The organism is Candidatus Methylomirabilis limnetica (genome assembly GCF_003044035.1).
GTDB classification, from domain to species: Bacteria; Methylomirabilota; Methylomirabilia; order Methylomirabilales; family Methylomirabilaceae; genus Methylomirabilis; species Methylomirabilis limnetica.
This window is the reverse complement of the sequence record NZ_NVQC01000007.1, coordinates 36916-57453: the sequence shown is the minus strand read 5'-3', so window position 1 is coordinate 57453 and position 20538 is coordinate 36916. Positions and strand designations below refer to the sequence as shown.

26 protein-coding genes and 1 pseudogene are annotated in these 20538 nt (G+C 58.2%); 18 read left to right on the top strand and 9 right to left on the bottom strand.

The annotated features are described in order from the left end of the window. Positions 1-349: 349 nt before the first annotated feature. Together CLG94_RS00590 and CLG94_RS00585 are read right to left on the bottom strand one after the other, a co-directional pair. Complete coding sequence (locus tag CLG94_RS00590) at positions 350-1249, bottom strand: deoxyribonuclease IV (RefSeq protein WP_107560964.1); 900 nt, start codon at positions 1247-1249, stop codon at positions 350-352. Positions 1250-1280: 31 nt separating this feature from the next. Beyond that, a complete protein-coding gene (locus tag CLG94_RS00585) occupies positions 1281-1520 on the bottom strand; it encodes a hypothetical protein (protein WP_107560963.1) in 240 nt (79 codons plus the stop codon). Between the two features lie 305 nt (positions 1521-1825). Between CLG94_RS00585 and CLG94_RS00580 the strand changes: the two genes are divergently transcribed. The 16 genes and pseudogenes from CLG94_RS00580 (at position 1826) to CLG94_RS00505 (ending at position 13108) form a co-directional block, all read left to right on the top strand. Next, positions 1826-2098 (top strand): cupin domain-containing protein, encoded by a 273-nt coding sequence (locus CLG94_RS00580; RefSeq protein WP_107560962.1) that lies wholly within the window; start codon positions 1826-1828, stop codon positions 2096-2098. Positions 2099-2246: 148 nt separating this feature from the next. Next, positions 2247-2957, top strand: a complete 711-nt coding sequence (locus tag CLG94_RS00575) for a Dph6-related ATP pyrophosphatase (protein WP_107560961.1) — start codon at positions 2247-2249, stop codon at positions 2955-2957. Positions 2958-3040: 83 nt separating this feature from the next. Beyond that, a complete protein-coding gene (locus tag CLG94_RS00570; protein WP_107560960.1) occupies positions 3041-3397 on the top strand; it encodes a thiamine pyrophosphate-binding protein in 357 nt (118 codons plus the stop codon). Beyond that, complete coding sequence (locus tag CLG94_RS00565; protein ID WP_161953941.1) at positions 3391-3810, top strand: CBS domain-containing protein; 420 nt, start codon at positions 3391-3393, stop codon at positions 3808-3810. Before CLG94_RS00570 ends, CLG94_RS00565 begins: the two co-directional genes overlap by 7 nt. 77 nt (positions 3811-3887) lie before the next feature. Further along, the gene (locus CLG94_RS00560) at positions 3888-4460 is read left to right on the top strand and encodes a radical SAM protein (RefSeq protein WP_133174585.1); all 573 of its coding nucleotides are present in this window, start codon (positions 3888-3890) and stop codon (positions 4458-4460) included. A 223-nt stretch (positions 4461-4683) separates the two neighbouring features. Next, positions 4684-4959, top strand: coding sequence for a type II toxin-antitoxin system Phd/YefM family antitoxin (locus CLG94_RS00555; RefSeq protein WP_107560957.1), 276 nt, complete (start codon positions 4684-4686; stop codon positions 4957-4959). 3 nt (positions 4960-4962) lie between these two features. After that, the gene (locus CLG94_RS00550; RefSeq protein ID WP_107560956.1) at positions 4963-5244 is read left to right on the top strand and encodes a type II toxin-antitoxin system RelE/ParE family toxin; all 282 of its coding nucleotides are present in this window, start codon (positions 4963-4965) and stop codon (positions 5242-5244) included. A gap of 256 nt (positions 5245-5500) precedes the next feature. Next, on the top strand, positions 5501-5824 hold the full coding sequence (locus CLG94_RS00545) for a four helix bundle protein (RefSeq protein WP_107560955.1): 324 nt from the start codon (positions 5501-5503) through the stop codon (positions 5822-5824). A 139-nt stretch (positions 5825-5963) separates the two neighbouring features. Further along, positions 5964-6203: a type II toxin-antitoxin system Phd/YefM family antitoxin gene (locus CLG94_RS00540; RefSeq protein ID WP_107560966.1), complete on the top strand. Its 240-nt coding sequence runs from the start codon at positions 5964-5966 to the stop codon at positions 6201-6203. Continuing rightward, complete coding sequence (locus CLG94_RS00535) at positions 6200-6586, top strand: type II toxin-antitoxin system VapC family toxin (RefSeq protein ID WP_107560954.1); 387 nt, start codon at positions 6200-6202, stop codon at positions 6584-6586. Before CLG94_RS00540 ends, CLG94_RS00535 begins: the two co-directional genes overlap by 4 nt. A gap of 65 nt (positions 6587-6651) precedes the next feature. Beyond that, positions 6652-7014, top strand: a complete 363-nt coding sequence (locus CLG94_RS00530) for a four helix bundle protein (protein WP_107560953.1) — start codon at positions 6652-6654, stop codon at positions 7012-7014. A gap of 277 nt (positions 7015-7291) precedes the next feature. Further along, the gene (locus CLG94_RS00525; protein WP_239993045.1) at positions 7292-8185 is read left to right on the top strand and encodes an ATP-binding protein; all 894 of its coding nucleotides are present in this window, start codon (positions 7292-7294) and stop codon (positions 8183-8185) included. Next, positions 8182-8565, top strand: a pseudogene (locus tag CLG94_RS00520) (type I restriction endonuclease); the annotation flags it as partial. The gene CLG94_RS00525 and the pseudogene CLG94_RS00520, both read left to right, overlap by 4 nt. 83 nt (positions 8566-8648) lie before the next feature. Beyond that, positions 8649-9359 carry a M48 family metallopeptidase gene (locus tag CLG94_RS00515; protein WP_107560950.1) on the top strand — a complete coding sequence of 237 codons (711 nt, stop codon included), beginning with the start codon at positions 8649-8651 and terminating at the stop codon, positions 9357-9359. A gap of 207 nt (positions 9360-9566) precedes the next feature. Next, positions 9567-11339 carry an ABC transporter ATP-binding protein gene (locus CLG94_RS00510; protein WP_320414599.1) on the top strand — a complete coding sequence of 591 codons (1773 nt, stop codon included), beginning with the start codon at positions 9567-9569 and terminating at the stop codon, positions 11337-11339. Continuing rightward, a complete protein-coding gene (locus CLG94_RS00505; RefSeq protein WP_107560948.1) occupies positions 11339-13108 on the top strand; it encodes an ABC transporter ATP-binding protein in 1770 nt (589 codons plus the stop codon). Before CLG94_RS00510 ends, CLG94_RS00505 begins: the two co-directional genes overlap by 1 nt. A gap of 119 nt (positions 13109-13227) precedes the next feature. Here the strand turns inward: CLG94_RS00505 and CLG94_RS00500 are convergent, their stop codons facing one another. Next, positions 13228-13536, bottom strand: a complete 309-nt coding sequence (locus tag CLG94_RS00500) for an antibiotic biosynthesis monooxygenase family protein (protein WP_107560947.1) — start codon at positions 13534-13536, stop codon at positions 13228-13230. Positions 13537-13925: 389 nt separating this feature from the next. Here CLG94_RS00500 and CLG94_RS00495 point away from each other — a divergent pair, with 389 nt between their 5' ends. Further along, positions 13926-14405 (top strand): ester cyclase, encoded by a 480-nt coding sequence (locus tag CLG94_RS00495; RefSeq protein ID WP_107560946.1) that lies wholly within the window; start codon positions 13926-13928, stop codon positions 14403-14405. A gap of 514 nt (positions 14406-14919) precedes the next feature. Further along, positions 14920-15789 carry an SDR family oxidoreductase gene (locus CLG94_RS00490; protein ID WP_107560945.1) on the top strand — a complete coding sequence of 290 codons (870 nt, stop codon included), beginning with the start codon at positions 14920-14922 and terminating at the stop codon, positions 15787-15789. Positions 15790-15905: 116 nt separating this feature from the next. Here CLG94_RS00490 and CLG94_RS00485 read toward each other — a convergent pair whose 3' ends face one another. From CLG94_RS00485 to CLG94_RS00465, 6 genes are all read right to left on the bottom strand, one after another. Further along, complete coding sequence (locus CLG94_RS00485; protein WP_161953940.1) at positions 15906-17024, bottom strand: nucleotidyltransferase domain-containing protein; 1119 nt, start codon at positions 17022-17024, stop codon at positions 15906-15908. 5 nt (positions 17025-17029) lie between these two features. Then, positions 17030-18136 carry a hypothetical protein gene (locus tag CLG94_RS00480; protein ID WP_153062377.1) on the bottom strand — a complete coding sequence of 369 codons (1107 nt, stop codon included), beginning with the start codon at positions 18134-18136 and terminating at the stop codon, positions 17030-17032. A gap of 378 nt (positions 18137-18514) precedes the next feature. Then, positions 18515-18643, bottom strand: a complete 129-nt coding sequence (locus CLG94_RS13735; RefSeq protein WP_275666205.1) for a hypothetical protein — start codon at positions 18641-18643, stop codon at positions 18515-18517. Continuing rightward, complete coding sequence (locus CLG94_RS00475) at positions 18640-19740, bottom strand: radical SAM/SPASM domain-containing protein (protein WP_107560942.1); 1101 nt, start codon at positions 19738-19740, stop codon at positions 18640-18642. Before CLG94_RS00475 ends, CLG94_RS13735 begins: the two co-directional genes overlap by 4 nt. Further along, positions 19737-20240, bottom strand: a complete 504-nt coding sequence (locus CLG94_RS00470) for a lasso peptide biosynthesis B2 protein (protein ID WP_107560941.1) — start codon at positions 20238-20240, stop codon at positions 19737-19739. The genes CLG94_RS00475 and CLG94_RS00470 overlap by 4 nt, the downstream gene beginning before the upstream one ends. Next, positions 20200-20520 carry a PqqD family protein gene (locus CLG94_RS00465; RefSeq protein ID WP_107560940.1) on the bottom strand — a complete coding sequence of 107 codons (321 nt, stop codon included), beginning with the start codon at positions 20518-20520 and terminating at the stop codon, positions 20200-20202. The genes CLG94_RS00470 and CLG94_RS00465 overlap by 41 nt, the downstream gene beginning before the upstream one ends. Positions 20521-20538: the final 18 nt, after the last annotated feature.

Genomic DNA, 20538 nt, shown 5'->3' with positions numbered 1-20538 from the left:
GCGGGGCCAATGCCATCATCGCCCTGCGTTGCGCCAAACTCAGCGGCCGCTTCGAGGACTTCTGGGAACGGCGGTCAGCGGCGGCGGCTGCCGGATGACCTTATCTCAAAAATCTGTCGTGCACCCCCTTCCCGGTAAGTAACCATTCAGTTACGGGTGGAAAATCTCCCCTAGCCCCTCTTTTCCAAAGAGGGGGACTAACCGTTTCCCCCTTTGAAAAAGGGGGATTAAGGGGGATTAAGGGGGATTTTATAAAAAATACCACATTTTCTTTAATGATTTTCCCGCGCATCACTGAATGGTTACCCCGGTAATGACGGAGCGATCAATGAAGTTGCACGGTAGACTATCACTCAGCCCGCTGCTCCTCCGCGAGACCTCGAAGGGTCTCCAGATTTCGGCGATCGGCTGTGACGAAGTCGCTGCCCTTCGGGGTTTCGATGATCATCGGGATGCCACGTAGGCGAGGATCAGTGACCAGGTAGCGGAACGCCTCGAGACCGATCGTTCCTTTGCCGATGTGCTCGTGACGGTCCACGCGACATCCCAGCTCCTTCTTGCAGTCGTTGACGTGAATGACCTTGAGGGAGGGCATGCCTACGATCTGATCGAACGCACGCAGGACGCCGTGATAATCGTCGAGGGTCCGGATGTCGTAGCCGGCGGCAAACAGGTGGCAGGTATCCATGCAGACACCGGTCCGCTCCGGGAGACCGATCTGATCCAGGAGCAGCGCGAGATGCTCGAAGCGGTGCCCCAGGGCGGTTCCCTGGCCGGCGGTCGTCTCGAGAACTACCTGGACGCGACAGCCCTTCGTCCGCTTCAAGAGCTCCCGGAGACTGTTCGCCACCTGTCGTAACCCCGCATCCTCGCCGGCCCCCATGTGGGCACCTGGATGGATCACCAGATATGGGATGCCCAGCGCCTCGGCCCGCTCGAGCTCCTCCAGGCATGCTGCCATCGACCTCTGATGCAACGCGGGGTCGGTGGAGGCCAGATTGATCAGGTAGGCGCCGTGGGCCACGGCAGGAGCGATTGCCGCAGCTTGAAGATTCGTGCGGAAGCGGTCGATCTCTTCGGAGGGCAAGGACCTGGCCCGCCACTGGTTGCTACTTTTGGTGAAAAGCTGGATGGTCCGACAGCCAACCTGCTGGCCCCTCAGTGGCGCCAGATCGACCCCTCCCGCGATCGACATATGGGCGCCGAGGAGCAGGTCGGTCTCAGTAAACTGCTGCGGTTTCTGTGTCATTATTGGTGAGGATACCGAGGGGATCCCAACCTCAATGGAGGCGGAACCGTTCGGCCAGGAGCCTCCGGAAGCGGGGCTGATAGATCAGCTCGAAGGCCAACTCCTTACCGGGAAAGAGGCGCAGCGCCAACGCCCTCGTGGCGGTGACCATCTTGGAGGCCTCCTCCAGCGAAAGCGTAGTCTGGCTGATCGTGCTCATCGTAAGGCTGACCACGACCCGAAGTTGCCGCAACTTCCTGTCCTCTTCCTTGAGTTCCTCGGGGGTCGGCATAGCCTCTCCGTTTCTCCCTTTCATATGAATCATAACAGAGCGTTCGATCGTTTCCAAGGATCGTTCGAGAAGGCGAGAATAGATTAAAGCGCAACCCTTTCATTGGTCCGTCATTGCGAGTGACCGAAGGGAGCGCGGTAATCTCACCGTACTTTTACTGAGAGATTGCTTCGTCGCTCCGCTCCTCGCAATGACGCTTCGATGAATGGGTTTGGAATAGTTTGGGCTTGACCATGTCGTCAGGGACATCTTACCATGCGGCTACGTACGAAGAAGGCATCCTGAAACGAAAGGAGGACGGATGCATGAAGATTCGAGTGGAGCGCAACCCTTCCCCGGCGCGACTCACAGCGCTCAAGGTCGAGGACTGGCCAACCTGGAGTAAAGAGGTCTCCATCTTTCCCTGGAGCTACGACAGCACGGAGACTTGTTATATCCTGGAGGGGGAGGTGATCGTGACGCCAGAGGGATGGGAGCCGGTGCAGGTCGGCAAGGGCGATCTCGTCACCTTTCCCGTCGGGATGGCCTGCACCTGGGACATCCGCCGCCCCGTCAAGAAGCATTACCGGTTTGATTGATCCGATCAAGAATTGCACGCCTGAAGGTGCAACATGGGAATTAGACCTGAAGCTAGGTGCATATGATATCCGAGCCCAGGCATACGAACAGTAAATACAACTTCGAAGCAGATTGGAGTGGATGGATGACCTTTGAGGTGGGCAAGTAATGAAACCCGGATACAACCGTCCTCGTGTCCTGATCGCCTGGAGCAGCGGGAAGGACTCGGCCTGGACGCTCCAGGTCTTGCGGCAGGGCGGTGAGATCGAGGTAGTGGGACTGCTCACCACCTTCAACGAGGCGTTCGACCGGGTGGCCATGCACGCCGTGCGGCGTGGGCTGGTCGAGGCGCAGGCACGAGCCGCCGATCTCCCGCTCATCAATGTGCCGCTGCCCTGGCCATGCTCGAATGCGGCCTATGAGGAGGCGATGGGTCGGGCCCTGGCTGAGGCGCGCACACAGCTCAAGATTACGCATGTCGCCTTCGGTGATCTCTTCCTCGAGGATGTCCGACAATATCGTGAGAGCCGGATGCAGGGCACTGGGCTCACGCCGCTGTTTCCGCTATGGGGCCGGCCAACACGAATTCTTGCCCACGAGATGGTGAGCGCTGGCCTCAGGGCTCGGATTACGTGCGTCGATCCGAAGAGACTCTCCCCCTCGTATGCAGGACGCCTGTTCGATGGAAATCTGTTGGATGAATTGCCTGATGAGGTGGATCCCTGTGGCGAGCGGGGGGAGTTTCACACCTTCGCCTACGAAGGGCCGATGTTCGCCCATTCTATCCCGGTAAGCCTCGGGGAGGTTGTCACCCGCGACGGTTTCGTCTTCGCTGACCTGCTGCCAGGAACCGACAGTGACGGGACGAGTGAACTGTAATCCACTCACCGCGCACCTCACCGAATGGCCCGCCCTGAGACTTCACATTGACCTGCCCCTCGCAGTGCGCTAAAAGGTAGGGCATGGAACTATGTCGGTATCTGTTTGAGCGATTTAAGGAAGCCGGGGTGCGCCATGTGTTTGGCCTGCCTGGCGACTTCGTTCTGCCCCTCTTCCGGGCCCTGGAGGAGGAGCCGGGGATCGAGCCGGTGATCCTCACCCATGAGCCGGCCGTGGGGTATGCGGCGGACGCCTATGCGCGCGTCCAAGGCCTGGGCGTAGCTGCCGTGACCTACGGCGCAGGCGCTGGAGGTCAAGGCCACAATCCTGATCGATGCGATCATTCCCCCAGGTGTCTACTCAACTCCGATGCAGCGCCTTGGCGCCGCCGTTCGCCGTCGTGCGAGCAAATAACCCCGGTAAAGGAGAACCCATGCTAGTGAAACGGTACATGCAGACCAAGGTCATCATGGTTGGTCTCGATGAGCGGGCCAACGCGGCCCTGTACATGATGAAGAAGAAGGGCATTCGACACCTCCTCGTGACCGATAACAGCAAGCTACGAGGGATTGTCACCGATCGGGACTTTCGGCTCATGAGGCCCTCCCCTGCTACGAGCCTGTCCATCTACGAGGTCCACTACCTGCTGGACAAACTGAAGGTGAAGGAGATCATGACCAAGAAGGTGATCACCGTGACGCCGGAGACCACGATCGCAGAGGCAGCACATCTGCTCCTCAACCGGAGGATCGGGGCGCTGCCGGTTTTGAAGGATGAGAAGGTAGTCGGCATTATCACCGAAACAGATATGATCCGGGCCCTGATCGATCTGGAGGAGGCCCAGGGAACGTAATCAATGCAAGACGGATGTGACTCTGTCCTTATTGCCAGAATTGACTCACGTCGCAGGCGCTGCGCGATCCCGAGGCTGTGAGCCCGCCGGAGCGGGTGTCGGTCAACGACTTGGTCGGCATGGCCGAACGGCACCGCGCGCCGATCATCGCCAGCACCTACAACGAGCCCCTGATCACCAGCGAGGAGGCGGTGGAGATCTTCCGCGTAGCCAAAGCGCGCGGCCTGAAGACCGCTTACATCAGCAACGGTAACGGCACCCCCGAGGTCCTCGAGTACCTGAAGCCCTGGGTGGACCTATATAAGGTCGACCTGGAAGGATTCAACGACACGAACTGCCGGAAGTTGGGCGGAGTGTTGGGAAACGTCCTGGAGACCATCAAGCTGCTTGTGAAAAAGCAGTTCTGGGTCGAGATCGTCACGCTCATTGTGCCGGGGTTTAACAACTCGGATGCGGAGCTCGCCCAGATCGCCGAGTTCCTGGCCTCTGTCTCCACCGATATGCCCTGGCATGTCACGGCCTTCCACCAGGATTACAAGATGCGGGACCACGCCAATACGGCTGCCAGCACTCTGTTCCGGGCCGCTGACATTGGCAAGAGTACCGGCCTCCGCAGTGTCTATGCCGGCAACATCGGTAGGCCCCCATGAGCATACCTACTGCCCCTCCTGCCGGACCTTGCTGATCGAGCGGTGCGGCTATACCATCCTTAAGAATACCCTCAACGACGGCGCCTGCTAGACCTGCCAGACCGCGATCCCAGGCGTCTGGCACTAGCCGCTTTCCACTTGACACCCACCATTAGGGGATTACAATCTGCTTGCGATGAGGATATTAATGATACGCTTAGATGTATGGTAGGGGGTGAGACCAATGGGCAAGCTGCCGAATCTAATTCCGATCACTGACCTTCGTCAGGACGCGGCAAGCGTGCTTAAGCGCGTTCAGAACACGAAAGAGCCGGTCATCATTACTCAACGCGGTCGGGCCGCAGCGGTGATGATGAGTACAGACGCATACGAAAAGGCGGAGCACGACAGACAGCTTCTTCGCCTCCTGGCCCGCGGAGACAAAGAGATCGCCGCGGGGAAGGGGTATGATCTGGAAACCGTGATGGCGGAGGCTGATGAGTTATTGGCGGAAGATTGACCGGTGAAAATCCTCTTCACCCCCTCCGCCCGAACCCAATTTCTTTCTGCTCTCGCGTATATTCGCCGCGACAAACCCGACGCCGCATTGCGGTTCCGCCGACGTGCGGAGACTGTTCTCAAAAGACTCGTGAAATTTCCGGAATCAGGCCGGGCGATCCCGGAGTTTCCCGACCTTCCTCAGCGTGAAGTTGTAATTGCGCCGTACCGCTTCTTCTATCGCGTCAAGGGGCAGGTGGTCTGGATCGTTGGCGTGTGGCATGGGGAATTGAAAATTGAGAATTGAAAATGGAGAATGGAGAATGAGGGAATAGGAAATTGAGAATGAAGGACAATATTGTCAAAGACAAGTCGTTTGCGTTTGCGCTACGAGTGGTAAATAAATTGAGAATTGAAAATGGAGAATGGAGAATGAGGGAATAGGAAATTGAGAATGAAGGACAATATTGTCAAAGACAAGTCGTTTGCGTTTGCGCTACGAGTGGTAAATAAATTGAGAATTGAAAATGGAGAATGGAGAATGAGGGAATAGGAAATTGAGAATGAAGGAAAACGTTGTAAAGGCGAAGTCGTTTGCGTTTGCGCTTCGCGTGGTAAGGTTGGCGAAATATTTGCAGGACGAGAAGAAGGAGTTTGTGCTGTCCAAGCAGGTGTTACGTAGCGGGACCGCAATTGGTGCGCTGGTACGCGAGGCGGAACATGCCGAGAGCAAACCAGACTTTACCCACAAGATGAACATCGCGCTCAAGGAAGCCAACGAAACTCTCTACTGGCTGGAGTTGCTGCACCAAGCCGAGTACATCGCTGAGCAGAGCTTTACATCGATCCGAACAGACAGCGAAGAACTGGTCAAGCTGCTGGTCTAGATCGTCAAAACATCAAGGAAAGACAAGCATGCCAAATAATTCTCCACTCTCCATTCTCCACTCTCAATTGTACTCTCCTTGACGGTGGGAGGGCGACGGAGTAGACTTAGTCTTATTAACTTAGTCTTTGGAGGTCGATATGGTTACCGTCAACATCCATGAAGCCAAGACCCAGCTCTCGAAGCTGGTCGATCAAGCGGTCAAGGGCGAAGCGTTCGTGATCGCCAAGGCGGGCAAGCCACTGGTGAAGGTTGCGGCACTGGATACCCCAGTGGCGCCGAAACGGCTGGGCTTCCTGGCGGGCGAGATCGCCGTACCCGAAGATTTTGACAGCATGGGCGAAGCCGAGATCGCGGCCCTGTTCGGGAGCGGGGCGTGAAGCTCTTGCTGGACACTCAGATCCTGCTTTGGGCGGCCGGCCAGCCCGAGCGGCTCTCCGCGGCGGCGCGTAAGCTCCTGAACGACCCGCGCAACGAGCTCCTCTTTAGCGCCGCCAGCCTGTGGGAGATCGCCATCAAGAATACCCTGGGGCGGGAAGACTTCCGCGTCGAGCCACGCCTGCTGCGCCGGGGTTTGCTCGACAACGGCTATACCGAGCTTCCCATCACCAGTCAGCACGCGGTAAACATCGACAGCTTGCCCCCACTGCACAAAGATCCCTTCGACCGCCTGCTGCTGGCCCAGGCCTTAAGCGAGGGCATCATCCTCCTCACCGGCGACGCGCAACTGGCCCGGTACCCCGGGCCCGTGCGCAAAGTGTAGACGACCGGTTAATAAATTGAGAATTGAAAATGGAGAATGGAGAATGAGGGAATAGGAAATTGAGAATGAAGGAAAACGTTGTAAAGGCGAAGTCGTTTGCGTTTGCGCTTCGCGTGGTAAGGTTGGCGAAATATTTGCAGGACGAGAAGAAGGAGTTTGTGCTGTCCAAGCAGGTGTTACGCAGCGGGACCGCAATTGGTGCGCTGGTACGCGAGGCGGAACATGCCGAGAGCAAACCAGACTTTACCCACAAGATGAACATCGCGCTCAAGGAAGCCAACGAAACTCTCTACTGGCTGGAGTTGCTGCACCAAGCCGAGTACATCGCTGAGCAGAGCTTTACATCGATCCGAACAGACAGCGAAGAACTGGTCAAGCTGCTGGTCTCGATCGTCAAAACATCGAGGAAAGACAAGCATGCTCAATAATTCTCCACTCTCCATTCTCCACTTTCAATTTTACTCCCATGCCCAATAATTCTCCACTCTCCATTCTCCATTCCATAACCCGATCAGCCTCAGAGGCGAATACCATTATCGGAGCGGCAGTACCAACCAGGCCCTCAAGGGCGCGGCCCTCGAGCGGTTCCTGCTTAGGAAGCGCGGCCTGCATTGGGACGGCGTTCCCGAACCGACCTTCCATGCCGCAGACTGCAGTCAGGACGCCCTCCGGCTGTTTGCGCAGCGAGCGGTACGCAGCGGTCGTATGGACGAAGCGGTGTTGAACGACAGCCGTGAGGCCGTTCTGGACAACCTGGAACTGACCGAGGGCCAGTATCTGAAGCGTGCCGCCTACCTGTTGTTCTCCGAGCGGCCGCAGCACTACGTCGGCGGGGCCTGGATCAAGATCGGCTTCTTCGTTACCGACGACGATCTGCGTTACCAGGACGAGATGCGCGGAAACCTGTTCGAGCAGGTCGAGAAAACGCTGGAGATTCTTCACCAGAAGTACCTAAAGGCCTATATCAGCTACCAAGGTGTGCAGTGGCTGGAGACCTTTCTGTTCCCCGACGGCGCGTTGCGCGAGGCCCTGCTGAATGCGGTAGTGCATAAGGACTACAGCAGTGCCATCCCGATCCAAATCAGCGTCTACGAGCACCAGATCGTGTTGTGGAATCCAGGTCAGTTGCCGCAGAGCTGGACGCTGGAGAAGCTGAGGGGCAAGCACCCGTCGCACCCCTTCAATCCCCTGCTGGCCAACGCCTTCTTCCGTGCGGGCTACATCGAGTCTTGGGGACGCGGCATCGAGAAGATTGCGCGCGAGTGTCGCGAGCATGGCATCGAGGCGCCGATCTACGACGCCAGCCTTTCCGGCTTGATGCTGACGTTCAAAGCCAACCCCGAGCACCTGAGTGCTGCGTTGGGCGAGAAGGAGGCCCATCGGCTGTTGGGGGAGAAGGTCGGTGAAACGTCGGGGAAAACGTCGGGGAAAATCCTCGCGTATCTGATTGCGAATCCCGATGCCACGATCCCGGAGATGGCACGCATGCTCGGCATTACGGACCGATCCATCGAGCGAAATCTCAGGCAACTCCGGCAGCAGAACCGCGTGCGACGAATCGGCTCGGCAAAAGGCGGCTATTGGGAGGTCGTGAAGTGAACGCCGTCGGCCAGCCCGAGCGCGCCACGCAGAATCGGGTCATCGCCCTGTTCCGCGATGAACTGCGCTACCGCTACCTCGGTGACTGGACCGACCGCGACGGCAACAGTAACATCGATGAAGGTTTGCTCGCCGCATGGCTGACTAAGTGCCGCTACAGCCCGGCGCAGATTTCCAAGGCGCTCTACGACCTGCGCACCGAGGCGGACAGTCACAGCCGCACACTCTACGGCAACAACCAGGCCGTCTACAAGCTGCTGCGCTACGGTGTAGACGTGAAGACCGAGGCGGGCAAGGTGACGGAGAAAGTCCACCTCATCAACTGGCACGAGCCGGAGCAGAACGACTTCGCCATCGCCGAGGAGGTAACGCTTAAGGGCGCATTGCTGCCGCTACTGAACAATGATGTGGCTGAGGTGGAGCGCATCTTCCTGATCATCAAGGCGCAGGGCGAGTATTGAGGATGTCGCAGATCAATCTGGGTGACATCGCGGTGGACGTGGTCCTGAAGGACATCAAAAACGTTCATCTCAGCGTCCATCCCCCGATGGGCCGCGTCCGCATCTCGGCCCCGAAGCGCATGAGCATCGACACGATCCGCTTCTTCGCCATCTCGAAGTTGGACTGGATCAAGCAGCAGCAGACGAGGCTGCGGGAGCAGGAACGCGAAACGCCTCGGGAATACGTGGAGCGGGAAAGCCACTACGTGTGGGGCGAGCGCTACTTGCTTACCGTTTCCGAGAGCGATGAGCCACCCTCAATCGAGGTGAAGCACGGCTGCATGCATCTGCGGGTGCGACCGCGATCAGATGAAGACAAGAGGAGGGCGCTCGTAGAGGAATGGTATCGAGAGCAGTTGAAGGAGGCTGTGTCGCCATTGCTCGCGCGATGGCAGCCGCTGCTGGGCGTGAGAGTGGAGCGGTTGTTCGTGCGACGGATGAAGACCAGGTGGGGGAGCTGCAACCACAAGGCGCGCACGATTCGCCTCAACACCGAGCTAACCAAGAAGCCGGCGGAGTGCCTCGAATACATTGTCGTTCACGAACTGGTTCACCTGCTGGAACCGACCCATAACGCCCGTTTCGTCGCGCTAATGGACCGATTCATGCCCACGTGGAAGTTCCATCGCCAAGTGCTAAATCGCCTGCCGATCCTGCCTGTCCTACCCTGCTGATCGAGCGGAGCGGATTCTACCATCCCCAAGAACGTCCTCGAAGAGGGCATCTGACGCTAACCCGCCACAGGTCTCAATCCCGTTAGTTAATCGCAGCGTAACCTAAGGCCATTGCTGCCTACAATGCCTTTACACGGGGTTTGGGCTGACGTACAATTATTTCGCTGACTGCTCTGACCCACCCGTACCTGAACACGGAGGCGTAAGATTTTTAAAAAGTTCACCCGGCTTCGACCGTACCTGTACCAGCACCGTCGGTTCCTGTTCATTGGCCTCGCTGCGCTGGTCATGACTGACCTGTGCGGGCTGGCCATCCCGTGGCTGACCAAGGACGCCCTGGACACCTTCCTGGCCGGTCCAGGGGTGGCTATCGCCCCCTGGAAGTACCCTGCCCTGATTGTGCTGGCCGCCGGCTTTCAAGTGATCTTCCGCTACTTCTGGAGGACTCACGTATTCGGGTTCTCGAGGCACATCGAGTGGGATTTCAGAAATGCGATCTTTGCTCACCTGCAGCGCCTGCCGCTCAGTTACTTCACCCACACCAAGACCGGTGACCTGATGTCGCGGATGACCAACGATATGGTCTCCCTCCGCGAGATGCTGGGGATGGGGGCCATGGCCACGATCGACGCCGTCCTGATGATGTCCGCCAGTCTCGTGCTGATGGTGATCATCGATCCGTGGCTTACGCTGTGGAGCCTCCTACCTCTGCCAGGCATCACCGTCCTTATGCTTGTTTCCGGCAACCGCATCTTTAATCGGTATCGGGATATCCAGCGTCATCTCAGCACTCTCAGTACATTTGTCCAGGAGAACCTGGCCGGCGTCAGGGTTGTCCAGGCCTATGCGCAAGAGGAGAACCAACAGCGGCATTTCGACAGGTTGAGTCAGGAGTATCGGGTCAAGAACCTCGATCTGGTCAAGCGCTGGGGATATTTCTGGCCGGTAACGAGTTTTCTATCCGGTTTGGCAGCCACGGTCGTTTTGTGGCTCGGCGGCCGCCAGGTTGCCATGCAAACAATGTCCCTCGGGGAACTGGCCGGCTTCTACGGGTACCTGGGCATACTCACCTGGCCCATGATGGCGATCGGGTACGTGATCACACTCTATCAGCGCGGTTCGGCCGCGCTGGCGCGCCTCGTGGAGATCCTGGATGCGCCGGTTGCGGCGGGATATCAAACACCAGGGACTTGGCAGGTCTCAGAGTTGCGCGGCAAGATCGAGTTCCGTAACCTGTCTTTCCGCTATGCCCCCTCTGCGCCGCTCGCCTTGCAAGAGATTACCCTCACGATTCCGGCCGGCACCTGGTGTGGGGTGGTGGGCGAGACCGGCGCCGGGAAGAGTACGTTGGTGAGCCTCCTGCCGCGCCTGCACGAGTCGCCGCCCGGAACCGTTTTCATCGATGACATCGAGCTCCAGCAGCTTCCCATGGAGAGCCTGAAGCACGCTATCGGCTTCGTCTCCCAGGACATCTTTCTGTTCTCCGACACGATCCGGGAAAACATCCTCTTCGGTAACGGCGACGCCACATCGGAGGAGTTAGAGATGGCGGCCGATCTCGCCCAATTAACTCCCAGCATCCAGGGGTTTACGGACCAGTTCGAGACGCTGCTGGGGGAGCGAGGGGTGAGGTTGTCCGGCGGACAGAAACAACGAACGGCGCTGGCTCGGGCTATCATCAAGAATTCGCCCATCCTGATCCTGGACGACGCCTTCTCCAGCGTAGACACTGAGACTGAGGAACGGATACTTGAACAGTTGAAAGGGTTCATGCGGGGGCGGACTGCGATCCTGATCTCACACCGGATCTCGACGGTCATGGCGGCTGACCAGATTATCTACCTGAAGGATGGTCGGATCGTGGAGCGGGGTAGTCACGAAGCGCTGCTGGCCTTGCGTGGCCACTACTACCGCCTTTATCGCCGACAGTTGTTAACTCGAGAGATTGAAGCCCTGAGCGATAATGGAGTGGCACGGTGATGAAGGAAGAGCAGGGTCATCAGGACGAGGAGTTGCTGGGCAAAGCCTACGATGGCCAACTGATGCGGCGGCTGCTCAGATACCTTGCGCCGTATCGGTGGTGGGTCGTGGTCTCCCTCCTGCTCCTGTTCCTGACCACAGGGATGCAACTGCTCGGGCCGTATATCACGAAGGTTGCTATTGATACCCATATCGCCGCCCACGACCTGCATGGTCTGAACCTCGCAGTCCTGGCCTACCTGGTCACTGTCCTCATCGGGTTCCTGTCCCAATACGCCCAGAGCTACACCATGCAGTCTACCGGCCAGCGAGCCATGCATGACCTGCGGACGCAACTCTTCACCCACGTGCAACGACAGGATCTCGCCTTCTTCGACAGGAATCCGGTTGGCCGGCTTATGACCAGGGTCATCAACGATGTGGAGACCCTGAACGAGCTGTTCGGATCGGGGATGGTCGCGCTGCTGGGCGATCTGCTGATGCTGATCGGGGTCGCGGTAGCCATGTTGGCGTTGGATTGGCGTCTGGCCGTGATCTCGTTCGCGACCTTCCCGTTTATCCTGCCCGCGACGGCTGCCTATCGCAAACGGGCGCGCGAGAACTACCGCGACAGCCGACGGATCCTGGCCCGGATGAATGCGTTTCTCCAGGAGAACATCTCCGGTATGGCCACCATCCAGGCCTTCGGTCAGGAGGCGCGTCACTTCCGCAGGTTCAAAGAGATCAACGCCCAGCATCGGGATGCGTTGCTCCAGAGCATCCAGTACAATGCGGTCTTCTTCCCCTCAATCGAGCTCTTCAGCGCTATCACCGTCGGCATCGTGCTCTGGGTGGGCGGCGCCATGATCCTCGACGAACAGGTTCTCCCTGGCGTCATCATCGCCTTTGTCCAGTATGTGAACCGCCTTTTTGCGCCGATCCGCGATCTGGCGGAGAAGTACAACATTTTGCAGGCGGCGATGGCATCGAGCGAACGGGTATTCAAGCTGCTTGATGTGCAGGAATCGCTGGCGGGACCTGCTACACCCACCCACCCGCTTCGCCTGCGCGGTGAGATCGAGTTCAGGGATGTCTGGCTCTCCTACGCAGTCGGCGAGCCGGTTCTCAAGGGGATCTCCCTGCGGGTGGCCCCTGGCGAAAAGGTGGCCTTGGTCGGCGCCACTGGCGCCGGGAAGACCTCGATCATCTCGGCCCTCTGCCGGTTCTATGACGTCCAGAGCGGCAGCGTTCGCATCGATGGCATCGACGTGCGGGAATGGGACAAGCGGACGTTACGTCGGCACCTGGGGTTAGTGCTACAGGACGTCTTTCTCTTCTCCGGAGATATCGCCCGCAATATCAGTCTCGGCGATCCTGCTATTTCAGAAGCGCAGATGGTCGAAGCGGTGCGACGCGTTCACGCCCAGGGCTTTATCGATCGGCTGCCCGGCGGTTTGCACGCCGTCGTGGAGGAGCGTGGCTCTACGCTCTCCCAGGGCGAACGCCAGCTTCTCTCTTTCGCCAGGGCTCTGGCCTTCGACAGACCGATCCTGATCATGGACGAGGCGACCAGTTCGGTGGACACGGCAACGGAGTTGCTGATCCAGGATGCCCTGAGAGCGCTGCTGGTCGGGCGGACCGCCCTGATCATTGCCCACCGCCTCTCGACAATCCAGTTCGTCGATCGGATCATCGTCCTGCACAAGGGGCGCATCCGGGAGGAAGGAACCCATCAGGAATTGCTGGCCAACGGCGGGCTCTACAGCCGGCTCTATGAGTTGCAGTACTGACCACTGGAGTGCAGCCCCTCAACAGGTCGTTGTGCCAAACGTCCCCCCGCGTTTTCTTTCCTCAATGTAGGGGCGAACCTATACGTTCGCCCCATCTGGGCTGGCACACAGATCTGTCCCTATGGCTTCTTCTCTGACACCAGGATGACCTCGTGCATCTCGAAGCCGTTGGGACCGGGGCACATCTCCTTAGGCGCCAGGTTGCTGTGGACCTGCTTGAACTCTTCACTCTGGGTCCAGGCCTCGAACGTCTCCCGGCTCTCCCAATGGGTCAGGAGGATGTAATAATCGCCCAGGATAGGCCGTAGAATCTCGTTTCGGATGAATCCCGGCTTACGCTCTACAACGCTTAAGCGGTGGTCGAATCGCTTCTCGAACTCCTTTTCATACCCCTTTGTGACAGGCACTCTGTTAGTTACGACAATCATTGCTCCCTCCAGTGCAGGAAACGGTTCACGTTTCGTTCGATTAGAAGATCACCATCATAACTTTCCGCATGCAGGTTGTCAACGTATCGCCCTTCTCAATTGTAACCATTCAGTGATAGGGGGGAAATCATTAAATAAAATGTGGTAGGTTTTTATAAAATCCCCCTTAATCCCCCTTCTTCAAAGGGGGAAACGGGTAGTCCCCCTCTTTGGAAAAGAGGGGCTAGGGGAGATTTTTCCACCCGTAACTGAATGGTTACTCTCAATTTATCCCTTGACTCACTAAAAACTTTCTGTTTGACTGAAAAGCAATCCGCAATAACTGGTTAGGCCCCAGATAGGCGCGGCGCTTAGCCCCGCGCATACAACAGCAATGTAGGAGGTGTCAGATGTCGACGGAAGACAACAAGCGTCTAGTGCGTCGCCTCTACGACGAGGGGTTCAAATTCTCGGCAATGGATGAGTTCTTCTCCCCCGATCTTGTCTACCACGATCCACCGCCGATCCCCGGTCTCAAGCCCGGACTTGAAGCGATCAAGCAGACGTTCAGAGCTTTTGCGTCCGCGGCCCCAGAGGGCAACCCCGTTATTCACGATCTGATTGCCGAGGGAGACCGGGTGGTGGTCCGAATGACAGCGGCTGGAATGCATACAGGCGAACTCTTTGGTGTCCCGCCAACTGGAAAGCGGTTAGAGATGACCGGTATTGTCATCTACCGTTTCGAGGGAGGGAAGATCATAGAGCGATGGGCACAGCACGACTTCCTTGGGCTGATGTACCAGCTAGGCCTGCTATCTACAAATCGACATGAGCCCTCACCACATCCTGACCAACGTGAGCCCAGCGCGGCTATAAAGGCTGAGGATTAGGGGTGTTGCGAGTTTAGTGTGGGTACCCCTTACATGCGGAGGTAACGACTTAGAGGCAGTCGCCGTATCGGATTCGAGCGGGGTATCATCCAGTCTTTGACAGAAAGCACACCATGGACGATATCGGACTCTCTGCTAAGCTCTTGAGAATCTAGATCCTTCCTCATGTCTCCAGTCACGCACCGCCATAACTAAGAGTTTGCTTCAGCCGCGTTGCTCTCTCGTAATACTCGATGCGCCAGTGGTGCGTCCATGGGCGTGCAAGTTTGGTGGGGAGGCGTTAGGTCCAATGCTTGGTACTCCCTCACCTTCATTCCCCCCATGGGGTACCTTCTGAGTGCGGAGAGACGTCTGATTCATGGTTGACAGAGGACAAAAAGAAGTCTAAGCTCCATCTGCTGATGAGATGCTGCGCTATATTTATAGAAGCTCGGCGTCAAACGACAGTACCGTTCGACAGATCTCCGGAAACCGTCATTCCTGAGATATAAAGAAAACAGACGCGGAGGAGTGCATGACAACGCAATCGCAGAGTTCGGGACTGCAGGGGTGGGCCCTGATCCTTGGGGCCTCCAGCGGCTTCGGTGGGGCCGCCTCCCTTGCTCTGGCGAAAGCAGGGATGCATATATTTGGCGTACACCTGGACCGCAAGGCAACCATGCCGAATGTCGAGCGGATCATCAGCGAGATCAAACACGCGGGGCGGGAAGCGGTCTTTTTCAACGTGAACGCCTCCGATTCAGAGAAGCGGTGCGATGTCCTGGATCAGATGGAGAAGATCCTGGCCGATCGAGGGGAGTCCTCTGCGGTGAATGTGATGCTGCACTCCCTCGCCTTCGGGACCCTGAAGCCGTTCGTTGCCCTTTCGCCCAAGGACGCCATCACCTCGGTCCAGATGGATATGACCCTGGGTGTGATGGCCCACAGCCTCATCTATTGGGTTCAGGAGCTGGTGACGCGAAAGTTGATGGTCCGCGGTGGACGGGTGTACGCGATGACCAGTTCTGGCGGGAGGCGGGTCTGGGCCGGCTATGGGGCCGTCTCGGCGGCCAAGGCGGCTCTGGAGTCGCATATCCGGCAGCTCGCGATGGAGCTGGCCCCCATGGGGATTACGGCGAACGCTATCCGCGCAGGGGTCACCGATACTCCAGCGCTCCGGAAGATCCCAGGAAGCCAGGAGATCGTAGAAACTGCGATGCGGCTCAATCCCTCCGGCCGCCTCACCACGCCCGAGGACATTGCCGAAATCCTCGTCACCTTGAGCCGCCCCGAGACCTACTGGATGACAGGTAACGTGATCGGGGTGGATGGGGGCGAGGATGTCGTAGCGTTCTTTATCTCCCCTTCAACGGCGGCAGGCACGGAAAGGTCGACGCCCGCTTGATGAGGGATGCATGAGCCCCGATCCGTGTAAAAGAGGATGTCAACCACGGGACTCGGCAGGTCAGGAACTGCGAGAGAGGCTCACGCATGAGGTTAACTGCAAAAGTCGGGTTAAACCTATGCGCCGGGTGCGGTAATGTCAACAGTAGCTGAACGGCGCGAGGCGCGGTTCCGTTTGATCAGCCACGGCTTGCTTGACCCCCACCAGCTCTGAGCAGCCCGCCAGCGGCCCGCCTGATCGTCGATCAGGAGGAACTTGACATAGCGTTCCAGCAACTGAGGGACCGGACGATCCCGTAGGAGCAACTGAGTAACCGGCATGAGGAGCCTAACCGGAATCGCCGGTCTCAGTCTCTTTAGGATCGGGGACGGGATGTGGGCCCCCAGGAGCGACTGTACGCAAGTCAGGGCATAGTAGACCGCGTAGCGGCACCGATAGCGATCAGCCTTCCGCAAGAGACGACCCCAGTCGATCCGGCCACCTTCCCGCCTGAGGACCAGGAAAAGATCACACAGGAGAATTAGGCCGTCAAAGGCGTGGTGGAATGTAAAGTGGACACAGAGGTGGAGCAGTAGAGTCTCGCCTCCGAGTATTGGTACGAGTCGCCCCCCGATCTGGATCTGCTCAGCGACGCTCCATGCTTCTGTACCGCTCAAAAGGGATGGTGGCCCCCAGGAGGCCATGAGGGTATCCCAGTGGAGATCCACCGTCAGCGTTCTTGGACCTTGCCGATCGAACTCAACCTCCCCAAACAACTCGCGCTTCTCGGTCTCGAGGTGCGGGTACCTTAGGCCAAACCCACACTCTGTCAGCGCAGCCTTTGCCGTCTCGTAGGAGCCCTCTTTGATGAGGAGATCGATGTCGCTGTAGGGCCGCAGCCCTTCATCCGGATAGCATGTTTTCGAGAGGGCCTCGCCCTTCAGGAGGATGAATGGGATGTCACGAGCCTCGAACAGTCCCGCCAGCTCCCCTAGGGCCTGCACGTGGTACAGGGCGGTGGCGACCGTCTCACGGCGTTGCGCCTCCCATTCCGATCGTAGCCAGTCTGGGATCCCACGAATCCGGGACCGGCGCAGGCTGTATGAGAGGAGCGGTCCGACCCGGTGGTGGCGGACCAATCGCTGGAGCAGGGACCAGTCGAGAGCGGAGAGGACGATTGCCGGATCTGAAGAGGCCTCAGACAGCGAGGCCCGGAGTATCCTAAGGAGGGCGTGCCCCTCTGGGGAACTTTTCATCCCCGTCATCCCAGGAGCGGATCGATCAGGCGGGGCAGGTCCATGACGTCACGGCCAAAATGCAGGCGATAGCAGGCAGTTGTTTCGACGAGGCGTGAGAGCAGCTCGAAGTGACGTACCGAAACCTCGCGATCAAAACAGAGGAGACTATGAGGCAGGAGCGCCTGAAGTGCCCTGATCTTTGAAAGCGGCTCGACTCTACTTGTCGACTCTTTACTGATCTGTGGAAACAGAATCACGCGAGGTGTGGCGGCATCGACCGTTGATCCCGGATAGAGCATCTCGGCGCAGAACCGCTTCTTTCGATAACCCACCGCGATCGCGGCCGTTCTCTCACGAAGCTCCGGAAAGAAGGCAATGGTCTGATCGGTCACATCGATCATCTCTGGGAAGGCGAGCAGCTCAAGGCCGTTCTCGGTCCCTCGGAGAAACGGTTTGTCATCAGAGAGGCAGCGATACCCTCCACGCATGAGTGCCACACAACTGGTACTCTTGCCGCTCCCGCTCAAGCCGGGGATCAGCACCCCGCACCCGTTCCGTTCCAGCGCGGCTGCATGAATTATATGGAGTCCCCGCCGTGCCAGAAGCTGCGCGAGCGGAAAAAAGAAGAAGATGCTGGGGAGCAGTGCAGGGTGGAGATCCAACGGCTCAGTGAGCGATCCCTCGAGTACCCCTGCCGAGACGTCAAGCCGTAGCCGGCCACGTCGATGATAATCCAGCAATAGGCAACCATCCCGACCATAGACGTCCCAGTTGACTCCCAGCCGCCCAGCAAGATCGAAGGCATTTTCCCAGGATGTCGAGAAGAGCAATGGCCCGCCTCCATCGGATGATCCATTTGAAAGTGGGTCCAGGGCCTTCCCGCTACGTCCATAGATGAATCGCAGCGGCTGACTATCCGTCACGGGAGGATAGGCAAACCGGTGCAGCAGCTCACCAATCGCGGTGGCCAACAACGGAATATCAGTATCCACCCGAACGCCGATGCCGTGGATATTAAAATGCTGCGTCAGGAGACCGCTCATAGTGCCATTACAGCGTACACGTGTCGCCTTCATCCTGGCGGCTGGTGACGCGACGCAATCGATCCCCGCTGCTCCCATGTGCCCCATACATAAGAATCCCGCTCCTTACTCCTTCTGGCCAGAATTACGGTGACGTATTGTCTCGACCCAACTTTTAGATCCCCTCTCCCCGCTGTGGGAGAGGGTTAGGGTGAGTGGTACGCTCGGCACGGCCCCCTCAAGCAACCTCACAGTCAAGCATCGTCACATCCACGCATATTCCCAACCGATAAAGACTTATGTAATCGAGGGATTTGCTGCCGTGATATCTCGCAGTGGCTTGTGCTTCGTCAGCGTCGGCTTCGTGTACGGCTGCTTTGGAGTTGGCGTAACATCCTTCATTGGCTCGCTCCTTGGACTTTATCTTTAAGGTTTACGATATCGAGGGCTATGCCGCATCGGTAAGCATCAGTCTACTTCGCACCCTTATCCACGGGCACCCGAGATGTCCCCCGCCGTAATATCCCGCAGCGGCTTGTGCTTCGTGAGGGTCGGCTTCGTGTAGGGCGTCTTCTGATCGGTCTCATGGACGTTCTGTTCCTGGACTTCCTTCATGCGTTTCCTCCTCCTTCCCAGAGTTGTTTGTTGCAGTGACGATTACCTACGCGCATCACTAACTTGCCGCCGCCGCAGGCAGGGAGGTGGCGGCAGGCGTAACACTCCTCTGGAAGGACCGGCTCCCGATAGCGCTGGAAGCCGTTATTCCAAATCTCCCTGAGGCCCTGATCCTTGATGTTCCCTTCGGAATAGGCCGCATCATGAAGGACGGTTGCCCCGATGACATCCCCTGTTGGCATGATGGCACAGACGCTCAGCCCTTCCGAGGGGGTGAATGGCTTCGACCTGACCTCCAGATCCCACGGTCCCAGATACCCCACCTCTTCGCTTAGCATCACCGGAAATCGTTCCCGTCGCTCTCGGATAAAATCAAGAATCCACCGGATCTGATCGTCGGTCAGATGGAAACGATCCTTGCCCTTTGCCCGCCCCGAGGGCAGGGCCAGCGCGATCCGCCAGCAGGTCGCAGCCGAGGCCATAATCCAATCCCCCAGCTCCTCCATCTCATGGAGGTTTCCGGGATGGGCCATCGTATTGACCATGCGAGGGGAGATCCCCATCTCCTGAAACAACTCAAGGGCCCGGAAGGTTTTCTTGAAGGCCCCGGGGTGGTGTCGGAAGCGATCGTTCGTCTCCTCCAAGCCGTCCACGCTGGTAAAGACGCTGGCCAGCTTGAGCCGGGCCAGCCGTTCGCGGTTCTGCTCGACCAGGCTTCCGTTGGTGGCCAGATGCACCCGCAATCCCTGTTGAGTGGCGAGATCAATGATGTCGAAGACATCGTGTCGAACGAGTGGCTCGCCGCCCGTAATGTTAAGATACTTCACCCCCATCTCCCCCATCTCACGAATCAGCCGGGCGATCGTCTCGAAGGAAAGCCCCCACTCGGCCTTGGGATGGGACGAGGATTCGCAGTGATCGCAGGTGAAGTTACAGCCATAGGTCAGCAGGAGATCTACCGATGAGGGGGGTGCGGGAAATCCTAGTCGGCGTCGGACCTGCTTCTCGAATCGCTTGATACTGACATAATGGTCCAGGTACCAGCGACCAAGACCGGGTGTGGCGCGGCACCCTGTTTCGACGAGCTGTCCGATCATGGCCGCCAGCCAACCGCTGCCAGAGCGTGTTGGGGGTCGGCCCCGTCGGTACCTGTCGGGTACGAATAGACGGCCACATACGGACGCAACCCTTCTTCCGACTCACCCAGGGGGGCGCCGTCAAGCGTCACCCAGCTATGTCCTTCCAATCTATCCATACCGGACCTCACACCAAAGTGGATCGAGACTGGGATACCGTGCTTGCAACCGTATCGGTACACGACTAGGGAGCGGAGTAGGCATGGGCGCCGAGAACGGAGGAGACGTGTGATGATCATATTGCTATACCGCCGGACCCGGTCGAGTGAGCGAATCTCCGGTTTGACGAGCGCCTTCCGCTCGGAACGCCTTGAAGACTGACGGCTAAAGTGGCTGAGGAGCGTGGGCAATGGCAAGGTCCGCACAAGGACGGCTGCCTCGAAGATGGTGAGAAGCGACCAGACGAAGAGCCAAAGCGCCTCAGGATCGCTCAGTTCCCGAAGGCGTCGAAGGGTCTTCACAAACCCTCACCAATCCTTCCTTTAGGAGTGTCTGCGTCAGATCGAGGAGATCCTGCCCAACCTGTTCTGGCAGGACATCGAATCGCGCGTACAGGGCCTCACCTATCGCAGCCAAAGAGGTCGCCCCATCGAACAGCTCCCATGCCGTGGTGCCCGTTTCATTCAAGGTGAAATAGACACCGGTCTCGAGATGGAGGAGTACGCTCTCCCCTTCGAGGGCCTTCCATGTGACATGTTCACCTTTCATCGGGCAAATACGAGTAAGATCTCTCAATTCCATCGATGCCTCATACGTGTG

Excerpts from the sequence above, each read along its gene's own strand:
- CLG94_RS00490 (WP_107560945.1), top strand. The coding sequence starts at position 14,920 with ATGACAACGCAATCGCAGAGTTCGGGACTGCAGGGGTGGGCCCTGATC.
- CLG94_RS00540 (WP_107560966.1), top strand. The coding sequence starts at position 5,964 with ATGGTTACCGTCAACATCCATGAAGCCAAGACCCAGCTCTCGAAGCTG.
- CLG94_RS00480 (WP_153062377.1), bottom strand. The coding sequence starts at position 18,136 with ATGGGGCACATGGGAGCAGCGGGGATCGATTGCGTCGCGTCACCAGCC.
- CLG94_RS00555 (WP_107560957.1), top strand. The coding sequence starts at position 4,684 with ATGGGCAAGCTGCCGAATCTAATTCCGATCACTGACCTTCGTCAGGAC.
- CLG94_RS00545 (WP_107560955.1), top strand. The coding sequence starts at position 5,501 with ATGAAGGAAAACGTTGTAAAGGCGAAGTCGTTTGCGTTTGCGCTTCGC.
- CLG94_RS00530 (WP_107560953.1), top strand. The coding sequence starts at position 6,652 with ATGAAGGAAAACGTTGTAAAGGCGAAGTCGTTTGCGTTTGCGCTTCGC.
- CLG94_RS00475 (WP_107560942.1), bottom strand. The coding sequence starts at position 19,740 with ATGATCGGACAGCTCGTCGAAACAGGGTGCCGCGCCACACCCGGTCTT.
- CLG94_RS00500 (WP_107560947.1), bottom strand. The coding sequence starts at position 13,536 with ATGATTGTCGTAACTAACAGAGTGCCTGTCACAAAGGGGTATGAAAAG.
- CLG94_RS13735 (WP_275666205.1), bottom strand. The coding sequence starts at position 18,643 with ATGAAGGAAGTCCAGGAACAGAACGTCCATGAGACCGATCAGAAGACG.
- CLG94_RS00505 (WP_107560948.1), top strand. The coding sequence starts at position 11,339 with ATGAAGGAAGAGCAGGGTCATCAGGACGAGGAGTTGCTGGGCAAAGCC.
- CLG94_RS00565 (WP_161953941.1), top strand. The coding sequence starts at position 3,391 with ATGCTAGTGAAACGGTACATGCAGACCAAGGTCATCATGGTTGGTCTC.
- CLG94_RS00495 (WP_107560946.1), top strand. The coding sequence starts at position 13,926 with ATGTCGACGGAAGACAACAAGCGTCTAGTGCGTCGCCTCTACGACGAG.
- CLG94_RS00525 (WP_239993045.1), top strand. The coding sequence starts at position 7,292 with ATGGACGAAGCGGTGTTGAACGACAGCCGTGAGGCCGTTCTGGACAAC.
- CLG94_RS00575 (WP_107560961.1), top strand. The coding sequence starts at position 2,247 with ATGAAACCCGGATACAACCGTCCTCGTGTCCTGATCGCCTGGAGCAGC.
- CLG94_RS00465 (WP_107560940.1), bottom strand. The coding sequence starts at position 20,520 with ATGGAATTGAGAGATCTTACTCGTATTTGCCCGATGAAAGGTGAACAT.
- CLG94_RS00590 (WP_107560964.1), bottom strand. The coding sequence starts at position 1,249 with ATGACACAGAAACCGCAGCAGTTTACTGAGACCGACCTGCTCCTCGGC.
- CLG94_RS00580 (WP_107560962.1), top strand. The coding sequence starts at position 1,826 with ATGAAGATTCGAGTGGAGCGCAACCCTTCCCCGGCGCGACTCACAGCG.
- CLG94_RS00570 (WP_107560960.1), top strand. The coding sequence starts at position 3,041 with ATGGAACTATGTCGGTATCTGTTTGAGCGATTTAAGGAAGCCGGGGTG.
- CLG94_RS00515 (WP_107560950.1), top strand. The coding sequence starts at position 8,649 with ATGTCGCAGATCAATCTGGGTGACATCGCGGTGGACGTGGTCCTGAAG.
- CLG94_RS00485 (WP_161953940.1), bottom strand. The coding sequence starts at position 17,024 with ATGAAAAGTTCCCCAGAGGGGCACGCCCTCCTTAGGATACTCCGGGCC.
- CLG94_RS00585 (WP_107560963.1), bottom strand. The coding sequence starts at position 1,520 with ATGCCGACCCCCGAGGAACTCAAGGAAGAGGACAGGAAGTTGCGGCAA.